Source organism: Massilia scottii (assembly GCF_030846495.1).
Taxonomy (GTDB): domain Bacteria; phylum Pseudomonadota; class Gammaproteobacteria; order Burkholderiales; family Burkholderiaceae_D; genus Telluria_A; species Telluria_A violaceinigra.
In genome coordinates this window covers 1-24628 of sequence record NZ_JAVCWM010000001.1, presented here as the reverse complement: position 1 = coordinate 24628, position 24628 = coordinate 1, and the positions used below count along the sequence as shown (strand labels likewise).

Genomic DNA, 24628 nt, shown 5'->3' with positions numbered 1-24628 from the left:
ATGAACCTACATTCACGCTGGTCTTTCCTGCCTTGTGCGGCGCTGGGCGTCCTGTTGGCGCTGTCCGAACCGGCTGTGGCTGCGGCCACGCCGGCACCGACGGCACCGCCCAAGCCTGTCTCGGTGTCCAGGCCGGCGCCGCCGGAAGCGGCTACCGTGCCCGTACCAAGTCCAGAAACAGTTGTCGTGGCCGAGCCGGCGGCGGTTGCGGCGGTCACGCCGGCACCACCCAAAGCGGTTGCGGCGGTCACGCCAGCGCCACCCAAGACGGTTGCGGCGCCCACGCCGGCGCCGCCCAAGGCGGGTGCGGCGCCGCGCCTGCTGTCGGTCGAGGTGCTGCAGCGTTACGACGCCAAAAAGCGCAAGCGCATCCAGGATGCGCTCAAGCAGATCTTCCAGGGCGACGCATCCTACGTGAAGGCCCATGCCGCAGCCGGCCAACCTCTGTCGGACAATGTGGTGGGACCGATCACGCTGTCCTTCATCACGCGCTTCTGGCTCTACTACAACATGGAGCCGGCGCCGAATGTGTCCGAAGCGTCGGTTGAGGCCCTGCTGCATTTCGCCGACCGGCTGGCGGCGCACAAGGAATGGCGCCCCGATGTCCTGAGCGTCGAGTTCGGGCGCTGGATCGACGGGCAAGCCGACCGCGCCACGCTGTATCCGATCCGCCTCCGGCTCGACGAGGTCAAGCTGCCGCCGGTGCTGGTGCGCTACCACGCGAAGGCCAGTGCGCAAGTTGCCAACGTGGGCGACAAGGTCGGCCAGGCTTACTGGTACGGACTGACGGCGGAGGACCTCAAGACCATTGCCAGCAAGCGCCAATTTTCAGCCGCCACGGTCAAGGCGCTCAAGGCGCTGGTCGAACCGGACACCGTCATCGCGCACACCGACTTCGAGGAGGAAGTGAAGGCGGTGCTGGCGGACACCACCCAGAAGCCGGCCCCCCTGCTGCCGCTGCTGAAAGAGCATGCGGTCAAGACCGATCACGGCATCGGTGTGACCGACGAGACCCTGGCCGCCATCGCCGCGCGGCCGGTACTGCCGGCGCCACTGGCCACCCTGCTGCAACCGGTGGTCGGCATGCAATACCCGCACCAGCAACTGTTCGCACGGGCGCTGCTGGACCGGCTGACGGTGGGCATCGGCAGTTGCCAGCCGGTGGCGTCGCCCGCGCGCCGGGCGCCGGGGCCATCCGGGCGCATGAGCGACGAGGACATGGCGGCGCTGATCAAGGCCGTCAGTTACGGCCAGGATGCCGACCCCGATCTTGGCAAGCGCCTCCGAACCCTGCGCGACGCCAATTACTGCGGGCCGGCGGATCCCGAGTTCGCCCTCGACGGCTCGACTGCCAGCGCGAGCCCCGGATACAAGGAACGCAGAACGATGGGCGACCTGTACACGCGCTACAGCTACCTGTTCGACCAGGTGAGCCGCAAGACGCCAGCGTACGACCGGTCCGCACCGATCACACTGGCAGCGGACCTGTGCGGTTGCAGCGACGACCAGAGAACCCAGGTGTTTCGCTTCCTGCCGTTCTGGCAGGGCGGGGCCGCCCAGCGGATCGATTTCAGCCTGGTGTCGCGCGTTAACTACTACGGGGTCACGTTCGACGATAGCGGCACGCTGATCATGGCCAACAGCGGCGCCAGGATCGACGAACTGTTCGGTGGCAGCGACGACCGGCAGCTCGACTTCGTCACCGCCGCGCGCCGGCACCGGGTCAGTGTCGACTGGGTGATTCAGCGCAGCGCCTGGGGGCCGTGGTCGGCGCTCGGCATCGAGGAGCGCGCACGCCGCTTTGCCCTGCTGTCGAAGAACATTGAGAGCCTGCTCACCGCGCCCATGACCGACCTGGCGTCCAGGGCACGGCCATGGCTGTCGTTCGGCACGACACCGGTGCCGGTCCGCGGCGATGGCGTGACTCTGTATTTCGATGGCTATCCGCGCGACGCCGCTTCGGTGGGCCAGTTCGAGACCTTTCTTGGCGATCTGCGCAAGCGGCTCGACCAGAAACATTTTCGCCTGAACATCATGATGCGCCGCACCGAACTGAACCAGGGTATCTACCAATACAGCAAGCTGGCCGGCATGGTGCGTGCCGACGAGACGCTGGCGCCATGGTGGATGACGGAACGGCGCCATCAGATGTTGCAGCGCGAACAGATGCGCAAGCTACCCAATCTCCTGGTCTTGTTCGATGAGCCGAGCGGGTACAACAAGCAACTGCTGCGGCGCGAGATCGAGAGCGATGGTACGACCATGGATCAGCTCCGCCTCTTGAACCGGATCGTGCCGGTCATTAATTTCGATGGCAGCGGCTGGCAACAGCTGCAGGAAGACCTGGTCTACTTTAACCAGAATTTCGGCGGGGTCGGTTTCTGGCCGGGCTGGACGCCAGCCAATGCGGCGCCGGCCAGGCGCGCCGTGGCCGGCGTCAAGGACTGCGGCGAATCGCAATCGGTGGACGATTGCATCCAGGACTTTTTCCGCGATCCGCCGGGCCAGGCCAGCAGCACCGACAGCACGGTCAGCAAGCTCGTTTGCGAGTACCGCTGGCCGCTGCGCTTCGCATTCGATGTGCTGCTTATCGTCCTGGTGGTACTGGCGATCGCGTATTGGCGCTCGTGCCAGGTGCGCACGCTGCTGCGCAAACACTACGTGGCGCCGCTGGCCGTCGCGCTGCTGGCCGTACTGGTGCTGGTGGCCTTGCTGCTGTTCGATCCCTACCTGGCGCCAGCGTCGGACGGCTACCTGATCCCGGCCGTGCTGGTGCTGTGCCTGATCGGCATGTATTTCTATTTCCGCGCGAAATTCAAGGAGCGCAACGAGCGGCCGTAAGCCCGGGGAAGCGAGCCTGCACTGCTGTGCCCGTTATAGCCGCTGTTTCTTACTGTCACTCTCGCCGGGACGGGTGTAGCTCGCCTTGTATCCAGCATTCCCGGCATCTTGGCGCGCGCGATACCTGCCATGTAATTCTGGAAGGCCACCCGATAAGCGAAGTTGCGCCCCGGGTCGAGGTCGACCGGCGCCAGCGTGCCCCTTCTGGTATTTCTCGAAACCGAGCATGCAGGCGCCGTTGGGGGACGCTGGCGCGGCGGCCGGGTTGGCCCTGGCGCCGGTGCGCGCTTGCATGTAGTCGGTATTGGCTCATCCTTTGGTATTGATATCGCTTAATCTGGTATGCATATTTCCGCATATTGGTGTTATATTGGTATATCGATCTTGCACATAAAGCATCAGAATGGCCGCGCAGATCGATTCCGCCGTCGCCCCTCCGGCAAGGGAGAGCGTCGCGCGGCAAATGGATCGACCTGATTTACATCCGGCACGCACGTGTCCCGACAATTTGATATGGAGCTTCAATTGAACAGAACAATCATCAACAGCCTGATCGTCAGCGTACTGGGCGGATCGCTGGCCGCGTGCGGCGGCGGCAGCGAAAACACCTCCACCGGCGCCCAGTCGTCCCAAAGCAGGATGATGGCGGCAACGAGCGTGTGTTATGCAGCTTGGAACAGCGCCACCGCCTACGACGGTGGCAAATCAGCCAGCTACGGGGGAATCAACTACACGGCCGCCTACTGGACGCAGGGAGACAATCCATCGACCAACAACGGGGCCGGTGGAAGCGGCAAGCCCTGGACAGTGAGCGGCACGTGCGGCACCACGCCAACGCCAACGCCGACACCAACGCCGACGCCCACCCCGCCACCCGGCCCAACGCCGCCCCCAACGCCGGCAGGCTGCGCGCTGTGGGCCGAAGGAAGCTCCTATACCGCCGGCCAGGTGGTCAGCTACCTCGGCGCGTCGTACAAGGCGCTCGTCGCTCACACCGCGTACGTTGGCACCAACTGGAATCCGAAAGATTCACCGACGCTGTGGACCGCCGGCGGCACCTGCGCGACACCGACGCCTACTCCGACGCCGACGCCGACTCCGACGCCGACGCCGACTCCAACTCCAACACCAACACCGACGCCAACGCCAACTCCGACTGGCCTGGCCAAACACGCGCTGATCGGCTATTGGCATAATTTCTCCAACCCGAGCGGCAACACCTATCCGATCAGCCAGGTCAGCAACGACTGGGACGTGATCGTGGTCTCGTTCGCCGATAACGCTGGCGGCGGCAACGTCAGCTTCACGGTCGACCCGAGCGCCGGCAGCGAAGCGCAGTTCATCGCCGACATCAAGGCCAAAAAGGCGCAGGGCAAGAAGGTCATCCTCTCGCTGGGCGGACAGAACGGCTCGGTATCGGTCGGCTCGACCGCCGAAGCGACCAACTTCACCAACTCGCTGCACGGGATCATCGTCAAATACGGCTTCGACGGCATCGATATCGATCTGGAAAACGGCGTCTCGCAAGGCGCGGCGATCCAGACTTACCTGCCGATCGCGGTCAAGAACCTCAAGGCCAAGGTGGGCGCAGGCTTCTATCTGTCGATGGCGCCGGAATGGGTGTATGTGGAAGGCGGCTACACCAGCTACGGTTCGATCTGGGGCGCGTACATCCCGATCATCAACGCGCTGCGCAATGAACTGACGGTGCTGCATCCGCAGTATTACAACAACGGCGACATCTACACGCCGTATGCAACCGGCCCGATCAAGGCCGGGTCGACCGACCAGCTGGTCGCCACGGCACGCATGCTGATCGAAGGCTTTACCTATGGCGGCAATACCTTTGCCGGCCTGCGTCCGGACCAGGTGGGCTTTGGCGTGCCGTCGGGCAGAAGTTCGGCCGGTTCAGGCTTTACCACCACGACCGACGTCAACAACGCGCTCAACTGCCTGACCCGGCTGCTCAACTGCGGCACCATCAAGCCGGTCAAGGCTTACCCAGAGTTCCGCGGCGTGATGACGTGGTCGATCAACTGGGACAGGTACGATGGCTATAACTTCTCGGTGCCTGTGAAGGCGACCCTGAAAACACTGCCGTAAGCAAAAAAGAAGGGGCCGCGAATGCGGCCCCGTTCATTTACATCAGTTCACGGCAGGAGGCTGCTCCACCACGATGTCGCGTTCCTCGATCAGCTTGCGCCTGAGTTCAGTCTTGATCTGGTCGTAGCCTGCCGACTCGGCCGGGCGCGTCTGCTGGATCTCGATCACGTGCCAGCCGCCGCTATGGCCGCGCAAGGCGGTCGGCAACAATCCGGGCACGCCGTGCGCCTCGATGGCGCGCGCAACGGGATTGTCCATCTGTGCCAGGCGCATCCAGCCGAGTTTGCCTTCGAGCTTGGCTTCGGCCGGCGTTTTTGCGCGGGTGCGGGCGATTTCGGCAAAGCTGGCCCCGCCGTTGATTTCCCCGATCACCCGGGTCGCTTCGGTTTCGGACTCGTAGCGGATTTGCGCCAGCTTGTAATCCTTCTTGCCCACCAGCGGATCGGTCAGGCGCTTGTACGCCGCGCGCATCCTCTCGTCGGACACGCCGGCGGTGTCGAAAGCGAGCGGCACCAGCACGGCACCCTCCACCGCCGCGCCAGCCAGGGTGGCGGGATCGAAACGGCAGTTCTCGACGATGTCGATGGCCTGCTTGTCGACCAGCGGCTCGCCGCTCGACATTTCAATCTTCGGCGTGTACGGCGCGCCATCGGTCCATACCAGCACGCGCACGGTCAGGTTGGGCGGCGGGCCATCGAGCTCGGGGAAACGGATCAGTTTATTCCTGCGCGTGCAGCGCTCGGCAGTCAGCCGCGCGGCGGTGTAGCCCGCCTGGACCGGCAGCTTCCACGGCACCGTGATCACCCACGGCGTGCCATCTTCGCTGGCGCGCGCCGGTTTGCAGGTGGCGGCCAGGGCCAGCGATGCGCGGTCGAGCACGGCGTAGCCGCTTTCGGCGATCACGCGCGCGGCCTTGTCTGCGCCGAGCTGGACGCGCGTTGCGCCCTCCATACGATAGCGCAAGGCTTCGGCCGGATAGGCCTGGGCCGCACAGGCGGACAAGGGCAGGTCGGCGCCAGACGCGGCCGATGCCATCACGGTCAGCGCCACCAGGGCGCCAAGCCTCAGCATTGCGGCGCTCCCAGCGATGGTTCGAGCGCCACGCCGGTATCCTTGCTGTTGTCCTCGCGCACCGCTTCAGTGAAACACGTGCCGGCCCTGAGGCCGCTATTGACGAACAGGGTCTGGCCTTCCTTCGGGATCACGCTGAACGCGGGCCTGCACGTACTGACGACGTTATGGCCCTGATAGGTCATGACGTTGCGCATGGTCAGGCGCGTGCCGACCGGGACCTGCACGGTGGACGTGCCATCGGCGCCGGCCTGCACGTCGAACCGGTAGAACTGGCCTGCGAGGCACATATATGGCGTGCCGCCGCCCATCAGGCTCACTTTGGTGCTTGCCGCGCCCGCCTCGGGTACGTACACCGGTATCGGCGTACCGCAGGCGGTCAGGAGAAGAATGCCGCATGCGATTGCCGCGCGCACGCCGTTCGATGGAAAGTTCATTGCGTTCCGCCTTGTGTACTTGATTCGACCGGCCCGCCATTGACGATGGGGCCCAGTTCCTGGAGGACAACCGCGGTTTCGAGCACGCCCGGACGCGGGGCGTCGAGCATCAGCATGAAGACCGTGGAGACCGGCTTGTTATGCACCATTCCGACGCGCGGCGTGGTCGACGGCCGCTCGGCGGCTGCCGCAAACAGCGACTCGTACATGATAAAGAAAGGCTTTTTGTTGGCCTGGGCCATTTCGGCGCAGCGGTACTTGGCGTACGCCTGCGTCAGATCGGCCTTGGTATAGCCATTGCCGGCGAAGACCACCCGTTTGAGCTTGCCGGGACCTTGCCCGCTGGCGTGGCCACCAGTCATGCCCATGCTCTGGTATTGGGTGGCGCAGCCGCTTAAAAGCAGACCGAGCGCAAGTGCGCTTAGCATTCGGTACATATCAAACCTGTCAGTTAAAGTAAATACGGAAATTTCCGGACTGCAACTTTATCTGAAACTGTAGCAAGGCTCAAGGTTTTTGTGGAAATGACACTGCCTGTGTGCGAAACAACCACACTGCACCAGCTTAGCCAAGGGCACGGATCAGCAGCGCCAGGGCCACCAGCGCCGACACCAGCGCAAAGCCTTGCTGCAGGCGCGCCCCGGGCAGGCGCGCCGCGACCAGCCGGCCGCCGCCCATGCCGGCCAGTGCGCCCAGTGCGAACGGCAAGGCGATGGCCCACTGCAGGTGCCCGCTGGCGGCGCTGGCGGCCACGCCCGACATCGACACCAGCGCGATGACCGCCAGCGAGGTTGCCATCACCGATTGCGTGCCCAGGTCGGTGAAGCGCTGCAGCGCCGGCACCATGACGAAACCGCCGCCCACGCCCAGCAGGCCGGACAGTCCCCCCGCCGCCACCCCGGACCAGCACAACGCCCGGGCGCACGGCGCCGTCCAGTTCAACTTGCCGCGCGCGAGGTCGAGCCGGCATGGCGGCGGCGCGCGCCGTGGCGGCGCCGTGCCTCCCGCGCAGTGCGAGCGCTGCCAGGCACGCACGGCGACGTACATCAGCACCACGGCAAACACGGCCGTCAGCGGCCGGTTCGGCATGCGCTGCGCCAGCCACAGCCCCAGCGGCGAGCACACCACCCCGGCCGCCGCCACCAGCAGCGCCGCCTTGTAGCGCACCGTCCCGCTGCGCAGGCCCATGACGGCGCCCAGGCTGGCCGCCAGGGCCACCGCCAGCAAACCGATCGGCCCGGCTTCGGCCATGGACAGGCCCGCCCCGAACACCAGCAGCGGCACGGCCAGGATGCCGCCGCCGGCGCCGGTCAGCGCCAGCACGATGCCGACCGTAAAACCGAGCAGCGCGACCATCGTCATCGGGCCATGCTCACGCGTCGGCCAGGGTGGGTTTGGCCAGCCACTCGCGCCCCTTGAGCATGCCGCGCCAGTACAGCGGCGGCAGGATGCGTTCCTTGAGCAGCCACGCCAGCCGCGACGGGCGGGTGCCGTCGATCAGCCAGGAAGGAAAACTGGGGGCGAGCTTGCCGCCGTAATTGAACTCGGCCAGCACGATCTTGCCCCGCTCCACCGTCAGCGGACAGGCGCCGTAGCCATCGTAGCGGGCCACGCCGGCGCGCTTGCCCAGCGCAGCGAGCACGTTGTGCGCCACCACCGGCGCCTGCTTGCGCGCCGCCGCCGCGGTCTTGGCGTTGGTGGTGTTGATGGCGTCGCCCAGCGCGTGGATATTGGCCCACTGCCTGTGGCGCAGGGTGGCCGGATCGACGTCGATCCAGCCGGCCGCGTCGGCCAGCGGACTGACGCGCACGAAGTCCGGCGCCACCTGGGGCGGCACCACGTGCAGCAGGTCGAATGCGCGCGTGAGCGTTTCCTTGCCGCCGTCGGCGTTCACGCGCGTAAAGGTGGCGCGCCGCGCCGGCCCGTCGACAGCGGTCAGGGTGTGGCCCAGATGAAGGCCGATGCCGTAGGCGTTCACGTATTGCATCAGCGCCGGCACGTAGTCGGGCACGCCGAACAGGGCCGGCGCGGCGCTGCAGAAATCGACCCGCACCTTCTCCAGCAGGCCGCCGCGCTTCCAGTGGTCGGCCGCCAGGTACATGGCCTTTTGCGGCGCGCCCGCGCATTTGATCGGCGCCGGCGGCTGGGTAAAGATGGCCTGGCCGGCGCGCAGCGTGCGTACCAGCTGCCAGGTGTATGGCGCCAGGTGGTACAGGTAGTTGGAGGTCACGCCATTGCTGCCGAGCGTGTCGGCCAGGCCCGCGATGGCGTGCCAGTCGAGCTTCAGGCCGGGGCACACCACCAGGTGGCCGTAACGCACCACGCGGCAGCCGTCCAGGATGACCGCGTTGCGCTCCGGCTCGAAGGCCGCCACCGCCGCCTTGATCCACTTGACGCCGCGCGGGATGACCGAGGCCATGGTGTGGGCCGTGCGCGCGGCGTCGAACACGCCGCCGCCCACCAGGGTCCAGCCAGGCTGGTAGTAATGCACATCGGCCGGGTCGACGATGGCGATGTCGAGCTGCGGGGCCCGCGCCAGCAGGCTGGCCGCCGTTGCAATGCCGGCCGCGCCGCCGCCGATGATGAGCACCGCATGCTCGGCCTCGGCCACATCGAGCGGCGTGCGGCCGTGGTTGGCGATGCGCCGCACCACACCCTGCATGTTGTAGCCGGCCTTGCGCGCGGCGTCGACAATCTGCGGCAGCGGCAGCCGGTCGGCCTGCGACAGCGCCCACATCGTGGTCGAGCGCATGCCGCTGCGGCAGTACGCCAGCACCGGCTTGGGCAGCCTGTCGAGCAAGGCACCGAAGGCGGCGCCCTGCTCGTCCGTCACCTTGCCCGACTCGGCCGGCAGGTAGTGGGCGGCCATCCCCAACGCCCGCGCGGTGCGCTCGATGTCGGCAAACAGGGGCTGGTCGCCGGCTTCGCCATCGGGACGGTTGCAAATGATGCTGCAAAAGCCGGCTTGCCGCAGGGCTTCGAGCTGCTCCGGCAGGATTTGGGCCGACACCGCCAGTGCGGGCGTGAGCGCGTGAATGTCCATGGTGCCTGCTGCGCTCAGAGCGCGTTGAGAGGAATCTTGAGGTAGCGCTGGCCGTTCGCCTCGGGTTCGGGAAAGTGCCCGGCGCGCATGTTGATCTGGACCGACGGCAGGATCAGGGCCGGCATGGCCAGGGTGGCGTCGCGCCGGGTGCGCATGGCCACGAAGGCGTCTTCGCTGATGCCGCTGCCGACGTGGACGTTGTGGGCGCGCTCCTCGGCCACCGTACTGACGAAGCGCACCTCGCGCCCGCCGGGCTGGTAGTCGTGGCACATATAGAGCAAGGTGTCGTCAGGCAAAGCAAGCACCTTGCTGATCGAACGGAACAGCGTGGCCGCGTCGCCGCCCGGAAAATCGCAGCGCGCGGTGCCGTAGTCGGGCATGAACAGGGTGTCGCCCACGAAGGCGGCCAGTTGCCCGCCGCTGCCGACCACGTAGCTCAGGCAGGCCGGCGTGTGGCCTGGCGTGTGCAGCGCGCGGCACTCGGTGCCGCCGATGCGGAAGGTGTCGCCGTCGGCGAACAGGTGATCGAACTGGCTGCCGTCGCGCGCCATGCCGGCGCCGGTGTTGAGCAAGGTGCCGAAGACTTCCTGCACGGCGGCGATGTGGCGGCCGATGCCGGTTTTGCCGCCGAGGCGCTCCTGCAGGTAGGGCGCGGCGGTCAGGTGGTCGGCATGGACGTGCGTTTCCAGGATCCACTCCACCGTGGCGCCCAGTTCGGCCACGCGGGCGATCAGCTTGTCGGCCGAGGTGGTGGCCGTGCGGCCCGATTTCTGGTCGAAGTCGAGCACGCTGTCGATCAGGGCGCAGCGGCGCGTGGCGCGGTCGAGTACGAGGTAGCTGACGGTGCTGGTGGCAATGTCGAAGAAACCCTCGACCTGGAATGGTGCTGTGCTCATGCTGTGGCAGTCTCCTGTGGTTCAGGGAGAGACAACGCAAAACGCATGCCAGCGCATCCAGGTATGAAATGCATGATCCAGATCATTGATTTGTTGAGGAATTTACATTTTTACTGGCCGGACGCGGACTGCCATCACACTGCCATGTGGCAGTGTCGCTTGACAGTCATGGCAGTGCTGAGCCACCATGCACGCTGACCAGGAGCCACGACATGCCCATCGATCCCACCAGTGCGGCCGTTCCCGCCATAGCCGCCCCGCTCTCCGCGCAGATGCAGTCGCTGGTGTCGTTCCTCGAGCACGAGGCGCAGCCGATGATCGTGCTCGATCCGGGCTACAACATCCTGGCCGCCAATGATGCGTACCGGCGCCAGTTCGGCGGCACCGGCAAGCCATTCATCGGGCAGAAGTGCTACCGCGTCTCGCATCACTACGACCTGCCCTGCGACCAGGCGGGCGAGCATTGCCCGATGAAAAAGGCGCAGGAGCTGCGCGGCCCGGACCGCGTGCTGCACATTCACCATACCCCGCGCGGCCCCGAACACGTGGATGTCGAGCTGCGCCCGATCTTCGATGAACACGGGGTAATCACTGCCTACGTCGAGCGTCTGTCGACGGTGCGCAGCGCGTCGGCGCGGCCCAGCGACGATGGGCTGGTCGGCCGCGCGCCCGCCTTCAACCAGGCACTGGCGGCGCTGCAGCGGGTGGCGCCATCGATGCTGCCGGTGCTGCTGCTGGGCGAATCGGGGACCGGCAAGGAATTGTTCGCGCGCGCCGTGCACGCCACCAGTGCACGGGCCGGCGGCCCGCTGGTCGTGGTCGACTGCTCGGGCCTGAGCGAAACCCTGTTCGAAAGCGAACTGTTCGGCCATGAAAAAGGGGCGTTTACCGGGGCCGCAGTACGTAAGCCGGGCCTGGTGGAGACGGCCCAGGGTGGCACCATTTTCCTCGATGAAATTGGCGACGTGCCGCTGGCGATGCAGGTCAAGCTGCTGCGCCTGATCGAAACGGGCACCTACCGGCGCGTGGGGGGCGTGGAAACGCTGCATGCCGACTTTCGCCTCATTGCCGCCACCCACAAGCCGCTCGATGCCATGGTGGCGCGCGGCGAGTTCCGGCAAGACCTGTATTACCGCATCAATGCGTTCCCGATCCGTCTGCCGCCCCTGCGCGAGCGCGCCGGCGACATCGCCCTGCTGGCCGACTCCTTCCTGCGGCGCGCTGGCGGCGGTACGCGCGCGCTCAGTATCGATCCGGATGCGCTGGCCGTTCTGCAGCGGCTGGCGTGGCCGGGCAATATCCGCGAGCTGCGCAATGTGCTGGAGCGCGCCAGCCTGTTCGCCGACGATGGCGTGATTCGCGTCGCCCATCTGCCTGAGGCGCCGGCGCTGCCCGGCCCGACCCCGAGGGCCGCCGACGGCGCGCTGGACGGCGTGCTAAGCCAATTTGCCGGGACCCGCAGCGAGCTGGCGGCGTCGCTCGGCATCAGTGAGCGCACGCTGTACCGGCGCCTCAAACAGCAGGGAAAGTCCTGATTCCTGGTGCGGCGTGGTCAGCCGCACCCTGGCCGGGCAGAATCATAGCGTTCGTGAATGCACGAGCGTGTACGACTTCACCCGATCAAAGGATTTCTGGGCCGGAGCGGCGGGCTTTACCAGCAGTGTCGCGGCAACGTAGACATGCACGGTGCGGTCATTAATTTCGACGATGAGGGTTGGCTCGCCGCCCTCGAACGGGTTCTCGCGCCAGACTTGTTCCGGATGATCGTACGGAATGCGGGGATGCGGAATTTCCTTGTTGAGGTCGATGGTATGACTCAGCCCGGAGCCATCGCGCGAGCGCCACGTCATTTCTATCGGTCCGGCAAACGTTTTGTAAGAGCCGGATGTAAAGCCCGGAACCCGCTGTGCGTCGGCCGGGGTTTTCTCGCGGGCGACATCGCCTTTATCGTCGAACAGCTTGTGTCCGGACCCGGCGTAGCTCAGCCAGACCTTACTGATTCCCCCGTAGCACAGTAAACCCAGCTCATGAGTTGAATATTTCAGCACATCGCCCCTGGGCATCGAAGCGCACCCTTGCAACAGCAAAAGCCCGGCGAACAATGGCTTCATGGCACTTTTTGCTAGGGAAACGGGGATACGCATTTGCTTTCTTCCTGGGCTTTCACTACGGGTGCGCGGGTCCATCACAAGGTCTTGGAATACACAAGCGTGCGGGACTGCACATGGTCGAGGGTTGGCTTGGCGGCGTCGAGAGGCGTCACCTGCAATGTGGCGACAAGGTAGACATTCACGGTCCGATTGTCAAACTCGACAATGATCACTGGTTTTCTAACGAATGGCTTCACGGCGTAGACGCGCTCCGGGTGGGCATACGGGATATGGCGGCCGGTAATTTCCTTGTTGAGGTCGACGGCGTGGCGCAGCTCGGAGCCGTCGCGCGAGCGCCACTGCATGTCGATTGGCCCTACGAAGGTGTCATACGTACCGGATAGGAATCCGGGAATGCGCGTCGCATCAGCGGTTTTTTTCTCCGGTGCCGCATCGCCTTTGCCATAGTACAGTTTGTGTGGGGCACCGCCATATGTCAGCCGTACGTTACTGACTCCGCCGAAGCAAAGCAAACCGAAGTCATGGCTTGAATATGCCAGCACGTCGTTATTGACCGTGGAAGCACATCCTTGCAGCAGTAAAATTCCGGCAAATAATGGTCCTAGCGTTTTTTTCAGCAGCAAAACGGATATGCTCATTTTTTTCCTTTGGCTTACGCCATTGATGGTATCCGCACGGATCGATCAGCGCCAGGCGAGCGCATGAAAGTGTGGCGACACTGGCTGGACCTCGGTCCCGCATTAAGATCAGACATGATACATTGGCACGATGCCGTTCGAGGGAAGCTGGTCTTCACCGGCCACACAGCACAACAGGAGTAACAGATGATTATCGCCATTATTGCGTTCGCCTTGCCGAAGCCACTCACTCACGGGGAGGCGCGCAGCATCTTCCTGAGCACCGCGCCAACTTACCAGGACGTGCCCGGTTTGCTTCGCAAGCACTACGTGCTCTCCGAAGATGGCGCCACGGCAGGCGGCGTCTATCTCTGGAATTCGCGGGCGGAAGCGCAAGCGCTGTACACGGACGCCTGGCGCGCATTCGTCCGCGAAAAATACGGCACCGACCCAACCGTCACCTACTTCGATAGCCCCGTGATGGTCGACAACGTGGCTCAGCAAGTCTTTACTTACTAGCGATCCACGCCGGCCATTACGGTGTCGTATCGTTCAACAAACCAAGCGTACGTCCCGCCAGCGCATCGCGCACATGCTGGGCCAGTTGCGCGCGCCGGTACGGTTTGCCCAGCAGGCGCACGCCCTCATCGAGCCGGCCGCCGGTGGTGAGCGCGTCGCGCGTGTAGCCCGACGTGTACAGCACCGCCACTCCCGGCAGCGCCTGCTGCACCAGCAACGCCAGTTCGATGCTCGACACCGGCCCCGGCATGACCACATCGGTAAATAACAGGTCGATCCAGGCGCCGGCGCGGATCATGGCCAGCGCGCTGGCGCCGTCGTGCGCTTCCAGCACGCAGTAACCCAGTTCGTTCAAGGTCGCCACTGCGGTGGCACGCACTTCCGCATCGTCCTCCACCACCAGGACCGTCTCGCCGCCGCCCACCACGTTCTGCTCGGCCGAGGCAACCTTGCCGGTCGCCCGCTCGGCCGAGCGCGGCAGGTAGATCACCACCGTGGTGCCCTTGCCCGCCTCGCTTTCGAGAACGATATGGCCCCCGCTCTGCTTGACGAAGCCGTACGCCATGCTCAGCCCCAGGCCGGTTCCCTGCCCCACCGGCTTGGTGGTGAAGAAGGGTTCAAAGGCGTGCGCCATCACCTCGCCGTCCATCCCCTGCCCGGTATCGGCAAAGCTGAAGCGGATGTAGTCGCCCGGCGCCAGGTCGAGCAGCGCGCCGGCCTGGCCGGCATCGATGCGCTGGTTCTGCAGGCCGACGGTCAGCACGCCGCCGCCGGGCATGGCGTCGCGCGCATTGATCGCGAGGTTGATGACCACGTTTTCCCATTGACCGGGATCGACCAGCGTGTTCCACAATCCTTCATCGGCTTCGATGCGGATGCGCACCGACTCGCCCAGCGCGCGCTGCAGCAGGTCGTCCATGGCCTGCAAGGTTTGCAGCGGATTGAGCACCACCGGCTGCAGCGGCTGGCGGCGGGCGAAGGCGAGCAGCTGCGAGGCCAGCTTGGCGCCGCGGTCGACCGCCGACTGTATGCTGAGCAGGCGCCTCTGCAGGCGCGCATCGTCGCGGTTGCTCAGCTGAAGCAGTTGCACGTTGCCGCCGATGACGTGCAGCACGTTGTTGAAGTCGTGCGCCACGCCGCCGGTCAGCTTGCCGACCGCTTCGAGTTTTTGCGAATGCTGCAGCGCATGGCGCGCGTCTTCCAGCGCCCGGCTGCGTTCGACTTCGAGCTGCTCGGCCTGTTTGCGCTCGGAGACATCGCGCATGAAGGCGCTCACCACAAAGCCGGACGCTTGCGGAAAGCCGGCGATGGCCAGTTCCACCGGCACGCGCCGTCCGTCGCGGTGCAGCGCGCTGACCTCGAACACATTGCGGATCACGGTGCCGGTACCGCTGGCGACCATGCGCGCGATGCCCGCGTTGTGGGCGGCGCGCAGCTCGGGTGGAATGATCAGCCCGGCCAGATCGTGCCCGATGGCCGCCGCCGCCGGCCAGCCGAACATGGCTTCGGCCTTGGCGTTCCAGTCGGTGATGCACCCATCCGCGCTGACCGCAACAAACGCATCGTGCGAATGGTCGAGGATGACGCTGACCCGGTGCTGCTCGGCCGCCAGGCGCGCATTCGCTTCGACCAGGGTGCGTTCGTCCGCCTTGGCGCGCGTAATGTCGGTATGGGTGCCGATGGTACGCAACGGATGGCCTTGGGCGTCGCGCGTCACCGCCATGCCGCGCGAGCGGATCCAGCGCCAGGTGCCGTTCTTGCAGCGCAGCCGGAACTGGCACTCGTAGGATTGATCGGTGCTGTCGACGTAGGCATTGAGGGTGGCCAGCACGCGCGCGCGGTCCTCGTCGTGGATCAGCGCCTCGAAGGCGGCGTTGTTCGGTGCGATCTCTTCGGCGCCATACCCCAGCATTTCTTTCCAGCGGCGCGAATGGACAATGGCACCGGTGCCGCGGTTCCAGTCCCAGACGCCGTCGCCGGCGCCTTCGAGCGCGTATTTCCAGCGAAATTCGCTTGCGCTGAGCTGCTGCGTGGTCTCGGCCGCCAGCGCCATGGCGCGTCCGCGGCCCGATGCGAGGGTCCACACCAGCAGCGCCAGCAAGGCCGCGGCGGCGACGCCGACGATGGCGATGAACTGCGGCCGGTCCGACTGCAGGCGCGCCTCGAACTGCGCGGCCGAGCGCATCTGCAGCGTCCAGGGACGTCCGGCGACGACCACGCGCAAGGTGGTGGAAAAGCGCGCCTCGCGCTGCATTTCCGCCGGTGTTTCGCGGGCCGAGCGGAACAGCCGGGTGCTGTCGTCGACCGTGTTGCCGTCGTAGATCGACAGCATGATGTCGCTGGACCGCTCGCCGCCCAGGCCGGCCATCAGGTCGTCCATGCGGAACGGTGCGCCGACCCAGCCGATGATATGCGCGCGCCGCTCGGCCACCGTGGCGGTCGGGGCGTCGCGCCGGTACACGGGCAGGTACATGACCAGCCCGGCCTGCTCGTTGCGGCCGTTTTCCTGGATCAGGCGCACCTTGCCGGAGGCGGCCGCATGGCCGGTATCGCGCGCCCGTTCCATTGCCACGCGCCGGGTCTGGTCGCTCAGCATGTCGAAGCCGAGCGCGCGCAGGTTCAGACCGGTGAACGGCTCGATGTGGGTGATGGCTGAAAACACCGGCCGCTCGCCCAAGGGACGGACGGCGTAACCCGGGCTCTCGCGGCGCTGCGCGGCGATGTGGGCGTCGAGCCGTGCGGGCGCGACCAGTTCGACCAGGGCGATGCCCTGGATGCCGGGATAGGTTTCTTCGAGCCTCAGCGTGGCGATATAGGCGCGAAAGTCCTTGCGTTCGACCTGCATCGCCCCAAGCAGGAAGGCCTGGGTGCCGCGCTGGACCTGCTCATAGGTGGCCATGCGCTGCTCGATGCGCCGCTCCATCTGGCGCGCCTCGAAGGCAAATTCGGCGTTCTGGCTGTCCAGCAATTGGGTGCGCGCGAACTGCCAGGCAAAACCGGTTGCGATAATGGCAAGGAGGAAAATGGACAACGCCAGGATCAACGGAGCGTATTTACCGCGCAGGCGGGCGATACCTGGTCCACCACTGCGCTTTTCGTCGGGCTGGTCAACGCTGGTCGGCATAGGCTTCTTCGAAAAGATCAGCCTCTATTATTCACCAAACGCGGCATTCCCAAAGGAAAAGTGTTGCAGTACGCCTACTTAGCGCCTAGTCAGTTCACCCAGCTTGCACTGACGCGCCAATTATGCTGGGCGGGTGCCCACCAGGATCGGCTGGTAGAAGGCGTCGTCGATTCGGCGCACCTGAGCAAATCCCGCTTCGCGCATCAGGGCGCACATCTTGTCGGTGGAAATGGCGTAGTAGCGCGAGCGCAGCGCGTGGGTGTGGACCGCCCGGGTGGCGAGGTCTTCTTCGATGAAATAGAAGGTCAGGTCGTAGTGTTCGCCGGTGAAGTCCCAGACCTGGAACAGCACGTAGCGCTTGCCGTTTTCGGTACGCGCGCCGTAGGGCTTGACCAGGTTGACGCCGCGCTCTTCGCGCTCGTAGTCGCGCATCGACATCAGGAAGCCGCCGCCGGGCGACAGGCAGGCGAACATCTGGCGCAGCGCGGTGAGCAGGTCGTCGTCGGTGAGCAGGTGCGGCAGCGAATTGTCGCAGGAAAGGACGATATCGAAGCCGGACCCGTGGTGCTCGTGCGCGCGGCGCATGTCGCAGACGGAGAAGTCGACGGCGGCGCCGGCCAGCCCGGCCTCGCGCCGGGCGCGCTCGATTTCCTTTTCGGACAGGTCGGAGGCGGTGGTGGAGAAACCCCGCTGGGCCAGGCCGATGGCCTGGGTGCCGATGCCGCAGGAAACGTCCAGCAGCTTGCGCTTGCCGGGCCATTCGGTGTCGATCAGTTTGGCGAGCTGCTCGCCTTGCAGCGCGACGCTGGCGTGCCAGTCCTGGTGGATCAGGTGATAGAACGGCGTCAGGCGGTCGTAAAAATCGGACATGGGTTCCTCATGAATGGAAAAGTGCAGGATCGCGGGTCGAAGGGAATAATATCATTCAAGCAACTTTGCGTGGGCCGCATGTGTTTTTTTGCAGTTGGAAGCCTCAATGGACGGTGTCGCCCGAAGTCCAGCCCACTGATACCCCGCCGACGTGGACCGACGCGGCGCCAGACGCGCGGATACCGATTGCGGCGATCAGTGAGCATCCACAGTGCAAGGGCAGCCTCTCAAACCGATCGTTACATCATCGGTGCAGTCTCGCCCAGCGTGAAAAACCCGCCGTACATAGTCAACCGTTTTAGCATGCAGGACATCAACATTTCCCAATGACGTCGCCACGCACTCACCCCTGGCGCCGGTGACGCGACAAGGCGCGAATCGCCATCTTGATACCGCAGAATAAGCGCAGCAGTGGGTAAGCCCGCCGCAGCCGTTTGCCGACCTCGCATCGGAACCAACAATGGTCCCGGCGATAATGTCAAGATAATTCCACAGTTAATTTTAGTTTAAGTGTAAAGTTATTCGAAAACAAATAGTTGCCAAATACAAAAATGTATTGACGTTCTATGAGATAATTCTGCAACTTTCAAAACCTAAGGTATGAGATGGCTTTTCCGTTCGCAGGTGCCCCATTTTTATCGCGGCTATCACCCCGCCGCTTTTTTTTCTTGTTGATGTCCGCAGTTCTTCTGTGCGTCGCATTCCCCGCCCGGGCCGCTGAGCCCACGCCCCAGCCGGACACATTTGGTCCGTATAAATATTTTATTTTTGACGCAGGTCGCGACTTGGATGAGGCTGGCGCTATAAAGAGTGCGATTAAATTCATAAGAGCCCCGGACGTGAACGGCTTCTATTGCAACGTGACTTTTGTGCCGCCCGCGTCATCAGTCTACGGGCCCGAAGTAACGAGTGAGTATGGAACTATGGCTTCGGCAAGCAAGCCGATAGACGCATACATCTATACCATGAAGGATGGCGTATGCACCCAAAACATAAAATATGGCGACGGTATTTTTACCATGACGCGCGAGCGATGGGTATGCAGCTCAGCGAAAAACCAGCGCTATTCCGCCCAGGAAGGTCGATGCGTCTATGTCACCCCTGAGGCAAACGACGACGCGGACGGGAAAAACATCGGAGAGGGATGTCCTGAAAAAGGACCGACCGTCGGTTCAACTGGACCGACGGTCGGCGAACCGATCCAGCCAGCCACGGGCAACATGTGGCACCTCATTACGGATTACCAAGCGTCGAAAGGCGCGAGTAACCTGACGCTGAGCCGTATCTATAACAGTGCGCCCACCTATCCGGATCCCCGCGTGGTTCGTGGGTTTGGCGTGCGCTGGACCCATTCTTATAACAAATCGCTCAGGCCAGAAAAACAATACGCCAATGGCAACATCTGCTGGCGCTCTAGCTGGGATGGTTCGCTCGAGTGTTCGTCAGGTTTCCGGAGCGAGGAACCTATTCCAGGCCGGGTATCCATCAGCCATCCGGACGGGAAGCAAACCATGTTCACCCGTTCCGCCACCACCGGCAAGTACACCAGTTCCGCTGATGTGTGCGATAAGCTCTCGCCGGTCATGACAGCGGACAATTTGGCCGTGAAAGAATGGACTCTTTTCAGCGCGCAGCAGGACCGCACGGAACGTTTTGACGCCAAGGGTTTGCTGTTGTCCGTGACGGAACGCAGCGGCCTCAAGCAAGAATTCACGTATAGCGACGGCGTCAGCAACAACACCAGCGTCAGCCATTTACCAGCGACCGCTCCCGCTTGTGCAAGCGAGCACCCGGACGGCGTGCTTCCAGCTGGCCGTCTGCTTTGCGTGACGAACAATTGGGGACGCCAGCTTCAGTTCCGGTATGACGTAAAAGGTCGCATTACCGAATTAATCGATCCGGCGGGTCAGTCCACTCTTTATGAATACGACGGCCCCTCGGGCGGCTGCATTCCCGGCAATGAATCCACAGTCGCCTGCAAGGCAAACAATCTGACCAAGGTGACGTACCCTGACGGAAAAAGTCAGACGTATTGGTACAACGAAGCGAACAAAATCCAAATTAACGATGGTGCGGAATGCAGCCTTTTGTCAGAAACAACCGGAAATGGTTTAGGCCCGACGGCTTTCAGTAACCTGATGACTGGCTTGGTCGACGAAAATGAGGAGCGCCACATCAGCTGGACCTACGACTGCGGGGGCCGTGCAACATCGTCGCAACTCGGCGAAGACGTCAACAAAGTCACGGTCGCCTATTTCCGTCGGCCAGAGGACGGTGGCCCGCCATTGGCAACGGTGACTCACTATGTGGGGCCGAAGGAAAAGCCGGCGACGTCGGTGAGCCACTTCCGAAAAACATATGTGCAAGGAGTTGCCAAAACCACGACAGTTGGCGCGCCATGCGTCGAATGCGGCACAATCGCCGAACGTAAATATGACGCCATTGGCAACGTCTCCATGACGAAGGATTTCAACAGCAGTTACAGCTGCTTCGCATACGAGGCCGGGCGCAATCTTGAAACGACGCGGGTTGAAGGTGCTTCAACCGCAGATTGTCCCTCGCTGCTGGCTGCGCAGACACTTGTTTCGCCGGCACGTAAAATCACGACCAAATGGCATGCCCAATTCCGCCTGCCCGAAACCATTGCCCAACCCAAGCGTCTTACGACATACATCTACGACGGCTCCGGCAATGTACGCTCCAGAACTGAGCAGGCCACCACCGACCTGACGGGCGCGCAGGGATTGAACGCACCCTTGACGGGCATCGCCCGCAAGTGGACATATTCGTACAACACTGTGGGGCAATTGCTCAGCGTGGCCGGTCCGCGTACCGACATCGTCGACCTCACCAAGTACGACTATGAGGCATCCACCGGCTATCTGGTCACGGTAACGAACGCCGCCAAGCAGGTAACGACCTTCGGGGACTACGATGCCCACGGCCGGGTTCACACGATTCGCGCGCCAAACGGCGTCACTACCAAGCTGAGCTACACAGTGCGCGGATGGGTTGAGTCGCAAGCGGTATCGGACGGCACCACCACACAGACGACCACGTACGCCTACAAGCCGTCAGGTCAGGTCGAGACGGTCACCTTCCCTGACAAGAGCGTAACGAAGTACACCTACGATGTCGCCCACCGCCTCACTTCCGTGGTCAGCGACCGTGACGAGAGCATCATTTATACACTCGACCTCACCGGCAATCGGATCAAGGAAGAAGTGCGCGACCCCAACGGTAACCTGGCGCGCCAGATTACCCGTACCTACGACAAAACCGGCCGTATGACGAGCCAAACCGGAGCAGCACGATGACCCGCCGTATTCTTAGCCGTATGACGTCCGGCGCACTGATTGTTGTCATGACCTACACCCCGCTGCTGGGTGCCTATACCGGCACCCTCGCATCGGCTCAGTCGGTGCCGGAAGTGGCCACCAGTTACAAGTACGACCTTGTCGGCAACCTCAAGGAGGTGACCGATCCGCTGGGACGGGTGACGAACTTCACTTACGACCCGCTCGACCGTGTAAAGCAGGTGGAGCAGCCGCTGACCAACGGCGCCCGTCCGATCATCAAATATGGTTACGACGGCATCGACCAGCTGGCGACAGTGACCGATCCGCGCAACCTGGAGACGCGTTACGCCGTCGACGGCCTGGGTAACCGCAGCGAGCTGGGAAGCCCCGATACGGGCCTCACAAAATCGACTTACGATGCCGCCGGCAACCTGAAAACGAGAACGTACGGCAGCGGTTACACGGATACCTATTTTTATGATGCGCTCAACCGGCTGATCCGGATCGCCCATACGATCACCATCGGTACCACGTTCGAGTACGACGGCGGTGCTACCCCGACCCCGAATGCGGCCGGCAAAATGACGCTGATGACGGATGAATCGGGTTATACGAAATATACCTATGACACATACGGGAGGCTCGCGACCAAAGCCCAGACCACCACCGGCTTGGGGAGCTACACCAACACGCATACGCTTGTCTATGCATACGATGCGGACGGCCGGCTGGCGAGCGTGACCTACCCGAGCGGGAACCGCGTTAACTATGGCTACAACCATGCGGGCCAAGTCACCAGTATCACGCTGAACCCGGTGGACGCCAACGGTACCGACACCAACATCAACAGCAGCATTGTTTTACTGAACAATATTACCTATGCACCGTTTGGCGGAACCACCGGTTGGACATGGGGCAATGGCACTCCAGCAAACCAGTACGCACACGTGCGCACCTACGACCTCGATGGCCGGATCAGCAGCTATACCTTGGGAAGCCCAACGGCCAACGGTGTTGTACGTACGGTCAACTATGATGCCGCCAGCCGCATCAAGGGATATACTCACGCCGGCACAGGAACAGCGCCTAGCCCGGCCAGCCTGAATCAGACGTTTGGCTATGACGAGTTGAATCGCCTGACCAGCTACGACGGCAACGGCACCAGCCAGACCTACGCTTACGATGCCAGCGGTAACCGGACCAAGGCCAGCTTCGGGGCGAACAGCTACACTAACACCATCGACCCGCTCAGCAACAAGCTGAGCGCGACCACCGGTCCGGGGCCGGCAAAGACAAATGTCTATAATGGCGTGGGTGATCGTACGACTGATGGCACGCACGTCATCACTTATAGCGGACGGGCACGGCCGTACCGTAACCAGAACGGTGCTGTCACAACCCACCAGCTGTTCAACGGCTTGGATCAGCGTGTATTCCAGACTTACGGTGGTGGTATATTCGTCTATGACGAACAAGGACAGTTGGTAGGTGAGTACAGCTATATCACCGGCAAGGCGACGCGCGATACGGTGTACCTGGGCAACCTGCCGGTCGCAGTGCTGACGCAGACAGTGACTGGTACGGCACCTGCCCAAAGCACAGCGACTAACGTGTTCCATATTCATCCGGATCATCTGGGAACGCCACGAATGATCACACGTACGCTCGACAACAAGATTGTCTGGCGCTGGGACAATAGTGACCCGTTCGGACTGACACCGCCGACCGAGTATTTCAATGGATCAGGCACCTTTACATTCAATTTGCGGATGCCAGGCCAGTACTACGACCGAAGCACCAACCTGTTTCACAACTATCACAGGGACTACGATCCGCAGACTGGACGTTACATTCAATCTGATCCTACCGGCTTGGCTGATGGTATTAATACTTACGCGTATGTTCACTCACGCCCTGTAGACGGCAAAGATCCTTTCGGATTAGCAAATTTAGTGCTAGGCGGCGGCGGGAGCTGGGTTAGGGCAGCTGGAATTGAAGGATCTGCCGGAATTTACATTACTTTGCCGTTTATCGGGAATAATAACTTCGACGTCGGCGTTTATGTTACCGGAGGAATGGCAGCTGGATATAATACCGGAATGGGTTGGCAGGCCGGTGCAATTAAAGGGAATGTGAGCGATATTCGAGGGTTGACTTACAATATTAACGGAGGCGTGGCGCCAGTGGGCGGTACGGTCATGTTTGATGCGGATGGAAACGTTATTGGTGTCACCGCAGGGCCGGCTGTCGGGTTTGGCTTGTCTGCAACTTATGCAAATACTGGTGCGTGGGGATTAAGTGATATAGGTGGTTGGATCGGGCGCTCCATTTATGATCGATTCAATCGAAATACGAAAAATTGCCCACCAAAAAAATAATGACTGCTTATACAAAAAATCGGATTGCGTGGGCGATAATTTTGATTAGTGCGTGGACACTAGGAATTTTTATAATCTACGTATCCTCCTGGTTTATAGTTCCATTTGCCATTATAATATTTGGTGCGCGATTGGTACTGGATAAAGTTACTTGTCCCAAGTGTGGAGTTTCATTAGTTTTTGAAGAGCCTAGCCGGTATCCGAATCTTAAGATACCAAAGGCATTTTTTCGTAAAAAATGCGCCAATTGTGGATGGGATTTAACAAAAAATCCGTAAGCGCATGACACGGATTCACTGCCCCCCTCCCCGGCGGTTTGGCGGCACGGGGGCAGTTCGCGGCCCGCCGCTGCCTGCGGCAACGGTCCGCTGGATCGCCAGGAGCTCTCGTCCTGGCTCTCCCCATCTCCTCCAGCCTGGCCTTTTCTCGAAAGAATTGCCTTCTGTGGCGGGAAATATCATCGCACGAAGCTGAACGTTGTAAGCGATCCATGAACCCCAGCCTTGCCGCCTGCACCAAGACCAGCATCATATGGCCTGAGTCCGGTCCGTATTAGGCTTTCTTGCCGGTGGCGGGCATAGGGACGAAGGCGATGCAGTGTAAGCGATCCATGAACCCCAGCCTTGCCGCCTGCACCTAAGACCAGCATCATATGGCCTGAGTCCGGTCCGTATTAGGCTTTCTTGCCGGTGGCGGGCATAGGGACGAAGGCGATGCAGTTCACCAGGTTGGCGCATCCCAGCATGACGTACTTGTCGGATTCATCGGGGGCAACGCTGCCGAGCCATTTCGTGAGTTCTGTCGTGACGTAGGCCAGTAGTTGCTTTTCTGGGTGAGCATTGAGGTATTGCATCATGGCGCGCTGGCTCTGCGCCGGGCTCAGGTCTTCGCCGAAGCGAACAGCGGCGACATAGCGCGCCATTTGCTTGTCCTGCTCGGCTTCGGTAATCAGCGGCCAGGGCAAGCCGGCTTCCTTCATCGCTTGGAAGCAAATGAACAGCAGGTTAAGCGCGAAGTCCATTTTCTCCGGCGAGACTCCCATGCGCTGCAGAACCAGCACCGAGCCGAACATGTTTGGCTGCGCACGGAACAACTCGTCGGCAAGCGCTTCCTTTTGCCGCAGGTCCATGGCGCTCACCGATTTGATGGCGCTAACAACCGCGTTCTGCGAAACGCGGCTCATGGCGCTGCGCCTGCCGAACTAATTTGGCGGCTGGACTCCGCCCCGATATTCCAAGGTAGCAGCGCCTCCACATCGTCGACGGTTTTTGCAGCGGGCAAATCACGCAGCACTTGGCACAGCCATTGATACGGTTCAA

The 24628-nt window shown here is 62.7% G+C and carries 18 protein-coding genes; 6 read left to right on the top strand and 12 right to left on the bottom strand.

Annotation, left to right across the window (positions count from 1 at the left end; all coding sequences use genetic code 11):
* Both RBA41_RS00090 and RBA41_RS00085 read left to right on the top strand, forming a co-directional pair.
* Positions 1-2841, top strand: a complete 2841-nt coding sequence (locus RBA41_RS00090) for a hypothetical protein (protein WP_306619776.1) — start codon at positions 1-3, stop codon at positions 2839-2841.
* A gap of 525 nt (positions 2842-3366) precedes the next feature.
* On the top strand, positions 3367-4944 hold the full coding sequence (locus RBA41_RS00085) for a chitinase (RefSeq protein WP_306619774.1): 1578 nt from the start codon (positions 3367-3369) through the stop codon (positions 4942-4944).
* A gap of 42 nt (positions 4945-4986) precedes the next feature.
* Here the strand turns inward: RBA41_RS00085 and RBA41_RS00080 are convergent, their stop codons facing one another.
* The 6 genes from RBA41_RS00080 to RBA41_RS00055 form a co-directional block, all read right to left on the bottom strand.
* On the bottom strand, positions 4987-6015 hold the full coding sequence (locus RBA41_RS00080) for an energy transducer TonB (RefSeq protein WP_306619772.1): 1029 nt from the start codon (positions 6013-6015) through the stop codon (positions 4987-4989).
* Positions 6009-6452: a hypothetical protein gene (locus RBA41_RS00075; protein ID WP_306619770.1), complete on the bottom strand. Its 444-nt coding sequence runs from the start codon at positions 6450-6452 to the stop codon at positions 6009-6011. The genes RBA41_RS00080 and RBA41_RS00075 overlap by 7 nt, the downstream gene beginning before the upstream one ends.
* Positions 6449-6880, bottom strand: a complete 432-nt coding sequence (locus RBA41_RS00070; protein ID WP_306619768.1) for a hypothetical protein — start codon at positions 6878-6880, stop codon at positions 6449-6451. Before RBA41_RS00070 ends, RBA41_RS00075 begins: the two co-directional genes overlap by 4 nt.
* Before the next feature lie 136 nt (positions 6881-7016).
* Positions 7017-7814 carry a sulfite exporter TauE/SafE family protein gene (locus RBA41_RS00065; protein ID WP_306619766.1) on the bottom strand — a complete coding sequence of 266 codons (798 nt, stop codon included), beginning with the start codon at positions 7812-7814 and terminating at the stop codon, positions 7017-7019.
* Positions 7815-7824: 10 nt separating this feature from the next.
* Entirely contained in the window at positions 7825-9495 is a 1671-nt protein-coding gene (locus tag RBA41_RS00060) for a bifunctional protein tyrosine phosphatase family protein/NAD(P)/FAD-dependent oxidoreductase (protein WP_306619764.1), read from the bottom strand.
* 14 nt (positions 9496-9509) lie between these two features.
* Positions 9510-10391 carry an MBL fold metallo-hydrolase gene (locus RBA41_RS00055; protein ID WP_306619762.1) on the bottom strand — a complete coding sequence of 294 codons (882 nt, stop codon included), beginning with the start codon at positions 10389-10391 and terminating at the stop codon, positions 9510-9512.
* Positions 10392-10603: 212 nt separating this feature from the next.
* Between RBA41_RS00055 and RBA41_RS00050 the strand changes: the two genes are divergently transcribed.
* Entirely contained in the window at positions 10604-11926 is a 1323-nt protein-coding gene (locus RBA41_RS00050) for a sigma-54 interaction domain-containing protein (RefSeq protein ID WP_306619760.1), read from the top strand.
* A 42-nt stretch (positions 11927-11968) separates the two neighbouring features.
* Here the strand turns inward: RBA41_RS00050 and RBA41_RS00045 are convergent, their stop codons facing one another.
* A complete protein-coding gene (locus RBA41_RS00045; protein ID WP_306619758.1) occupies positions 11969-12535 on the bottom strand; it encodes a hypothetical protein in 567 nt (188 codons plus the stop codon).
* Positions 12536-12576: 41 nt separating this feature from the next.
* Entirely contained in the window at positions 12577-13140 is a 564-nt protein-coding gene (locus RBA41_RS00040) for a hypothetical protein (RefSeq protein ID WP_306619756.1), read from the bottom strand.
* Positions 13141-13326: 186 nt separating this feature from the next.
* On the opposite strand from RBA41_RS00040, the gene RBA41_RS00035 reads away from it, so the two are divergent.
* Positions 13327-13638, top strand: coding sequence for a YdhR family protein (locus tag RBA41_RS00035; protein ID WP_306619754.1), 312 nt, complete (start codon positions 13327-13329; stop codon positions 13636-13638).
* Between the two features lie 16 nt (positions 13639-13654).
* Here RBA41_RS00035 and RBA41_RS00030 read toward each other — a convergent pair whose 3' ends face one another.
* A complete protein-coding gene (locus RBA41_RS00030) occupies positions 13655-16762 on the bottom strand; it encodes a CHASE domain-containing protein (protein WP_306619752.1) in 3108 nt (1035 codons plus the stop codon).
* Positions 16763-16882: 120 nt separating this feature from the next.
* Positions 16883-17632, bottom strand: a complete 750-nt coding sequence (locus RBA41_RS00025; protein WP_306619750.1) for a class I SAM-dependent methyltransferase — start codon at positions 17630-17632, stop codon at positions 16883-16885.
* An 839-nt stretch (positions 17633-18471) separates the two neighbouring features.
* On the opposite strand from RBA41_RS00025, the gene RBA41_RS00020 reads away from it, so the two are divergent.
* Positions 18472-20949 (top strand): DUF6531 domain-containing protein, encoded by a 2478-nt coding sequence (locus RBA41_RS00020; protein WP_306619748.1) that lies wholly within the window; start codon positions 18472-18474, stop codon positions 20947-20949.
* The gene (locus RBA41_RS00015; protein ID WP_306619746.1) at positions 20946-23309 is read left to right on the top strand and encodes an RHS repeat-associated core domain-containing protein; all 2364 of its coding nucleotides are present in this window, start codon (positions 20946-20948) and stop codon (positions 23307-23309) included. Before RBA41_RS00020 ends, RBA41_RS00015 begins: the two co-directional genes overlap by 4 nt.
* Positions 23310-23982: 673 nt before the next feature.
* Here the strand turns inward: RBA41_RS00015 and RBA41_RS00010 are convergent.
* Positions 23983-24492: a hypothetical protein gene (locus RBA41_RS00010; protein ID WP_306619744.1), complete on the bottom strand. Its 510-nt coding sequence runs from the start codon at positions 24490-24492 to the stop codon at positions 23983-23985.
* The coding region (locus RBA41_RS00005) for a transposase domain-containing protein (RefSeq protein WP_306620618.1) at positions 24489-24628 on the bottom strand (140 nt) is incomplete at its 5' end. The genes RBA41_RS00010 and RBA41_RS00005, both read right to left, overlap by 4 nt.

Excerpts from the sequence above, each read along its gene's own strand:
- RBA41_RS00055 (WP_306619762.1), bottom strand. The coding sequence starts at position 10,391 with ATGAGCACAGCACCATTCCAGGTCGAGGGTTTCTTCGACATTGCCACC.
- RBA41_RS00080 (WP_306619772.1), bottom strand. The coding sequence starts at position 6,015 with ATGCTGAGGCTTGGCGCCCTGGTGGCGCTGACCGTGATGGCATCGGCC.
- RBA41_RS00070 (WP_306619768.1), bottom strand. The coding sequence starts at position 6,880 with ATGCTAAGCGCACTTGCGCTCGGTCTGCTTTTAAGCGGCTGCGCCACC.
- RBA41_RS00015 (WP_306619746.1), top strand. The coding sequence starts at position 20,946 with ATGACCCGCCGTATTCTTAGCCGTATGACGTCCGGCGCACTGATTGTT.
- RBA41_RS00090 (WP_306619776.1), top strand. The coding sequence starts at position 1 with ATGAACCTACATTCACGCTGGTCTTTCCTGCCTTGTGCGGCGCTGGGC.
- RBA41_RS00065 (WP_306619766.1), bottom strand. The coding sequence starts at position 7,814 with ATGACGATGGTCGCGCTGCTCGGTTTTACGGTCGGCATCGTGCTGGCG.
- RBA41_RS00035 (WP_306619754.1), top strand. The coding sequence starts at position 13,327 with ATGATTATCGCCATTATTGCGTTCGCCTTGCCGAAGCCACTCACTCAC.
- RBA41_RS00075 (WP_306619770.1), bottom strand. The coding sequence starts at position 6,452 with ATGAACTTTCCATCGAACGGCGTGCGCGCGGCAATCGCATGCGGCATT.
- RBA41_RS00050 (WP_306619760.1), top strand. The coding sequence starts at position 10,604 with ATGCCCATCGATCCCACCAGTGCGGCCGTTCCCGCCATAGCCGCCCCG.
- RBA41_RS00030 (WP_306619752.1), bottom strand. The coding sequence starts at position 16,762 with ATGCCGACCAGCGTTGACCAGCCCGACGAAAAGCGCAGTGGTGGACCA.
- RBA41_RS00040 (WP_306619756.1), bottom strand. The coding sequence starts at position 13,140 with ATGAGCATATCCGTTTTGCTGCTGAAAAAAACGCTAGGACCATTATTT.
- RBA41_RS00060 (WP_306619764.1), bottom strand. The coding sequence starts at position 9,495 with ATGGACATTCACGCGCTCACGCCCGCACTGGCGGTGTCGGCCCAAATC.
- RBA41_RS00025 (WP_306619750.1), bottom strand. The coding sequence starts at position 17,632 with ATGTCCGATTTTTACGACCGCCTGACGCCGTTCTATCACCTGATCCAC.
- RBA41_RS00045 (WP_306619758.1), bottom strand. The coding sequence starts at position 12,535 with ATGCGTATCCCCGTTTCCCTAGCAAAAAGTGCCATGAAGCCATTGTTC.
- RBA41_RS00010 (WP_306619744.1), bottom strand. The coding sequence starts at position 24,492 with ATGAGCCGCGTTTCGCAGAACGCGGTTGTTAGCGCCATCAAATCGGTG.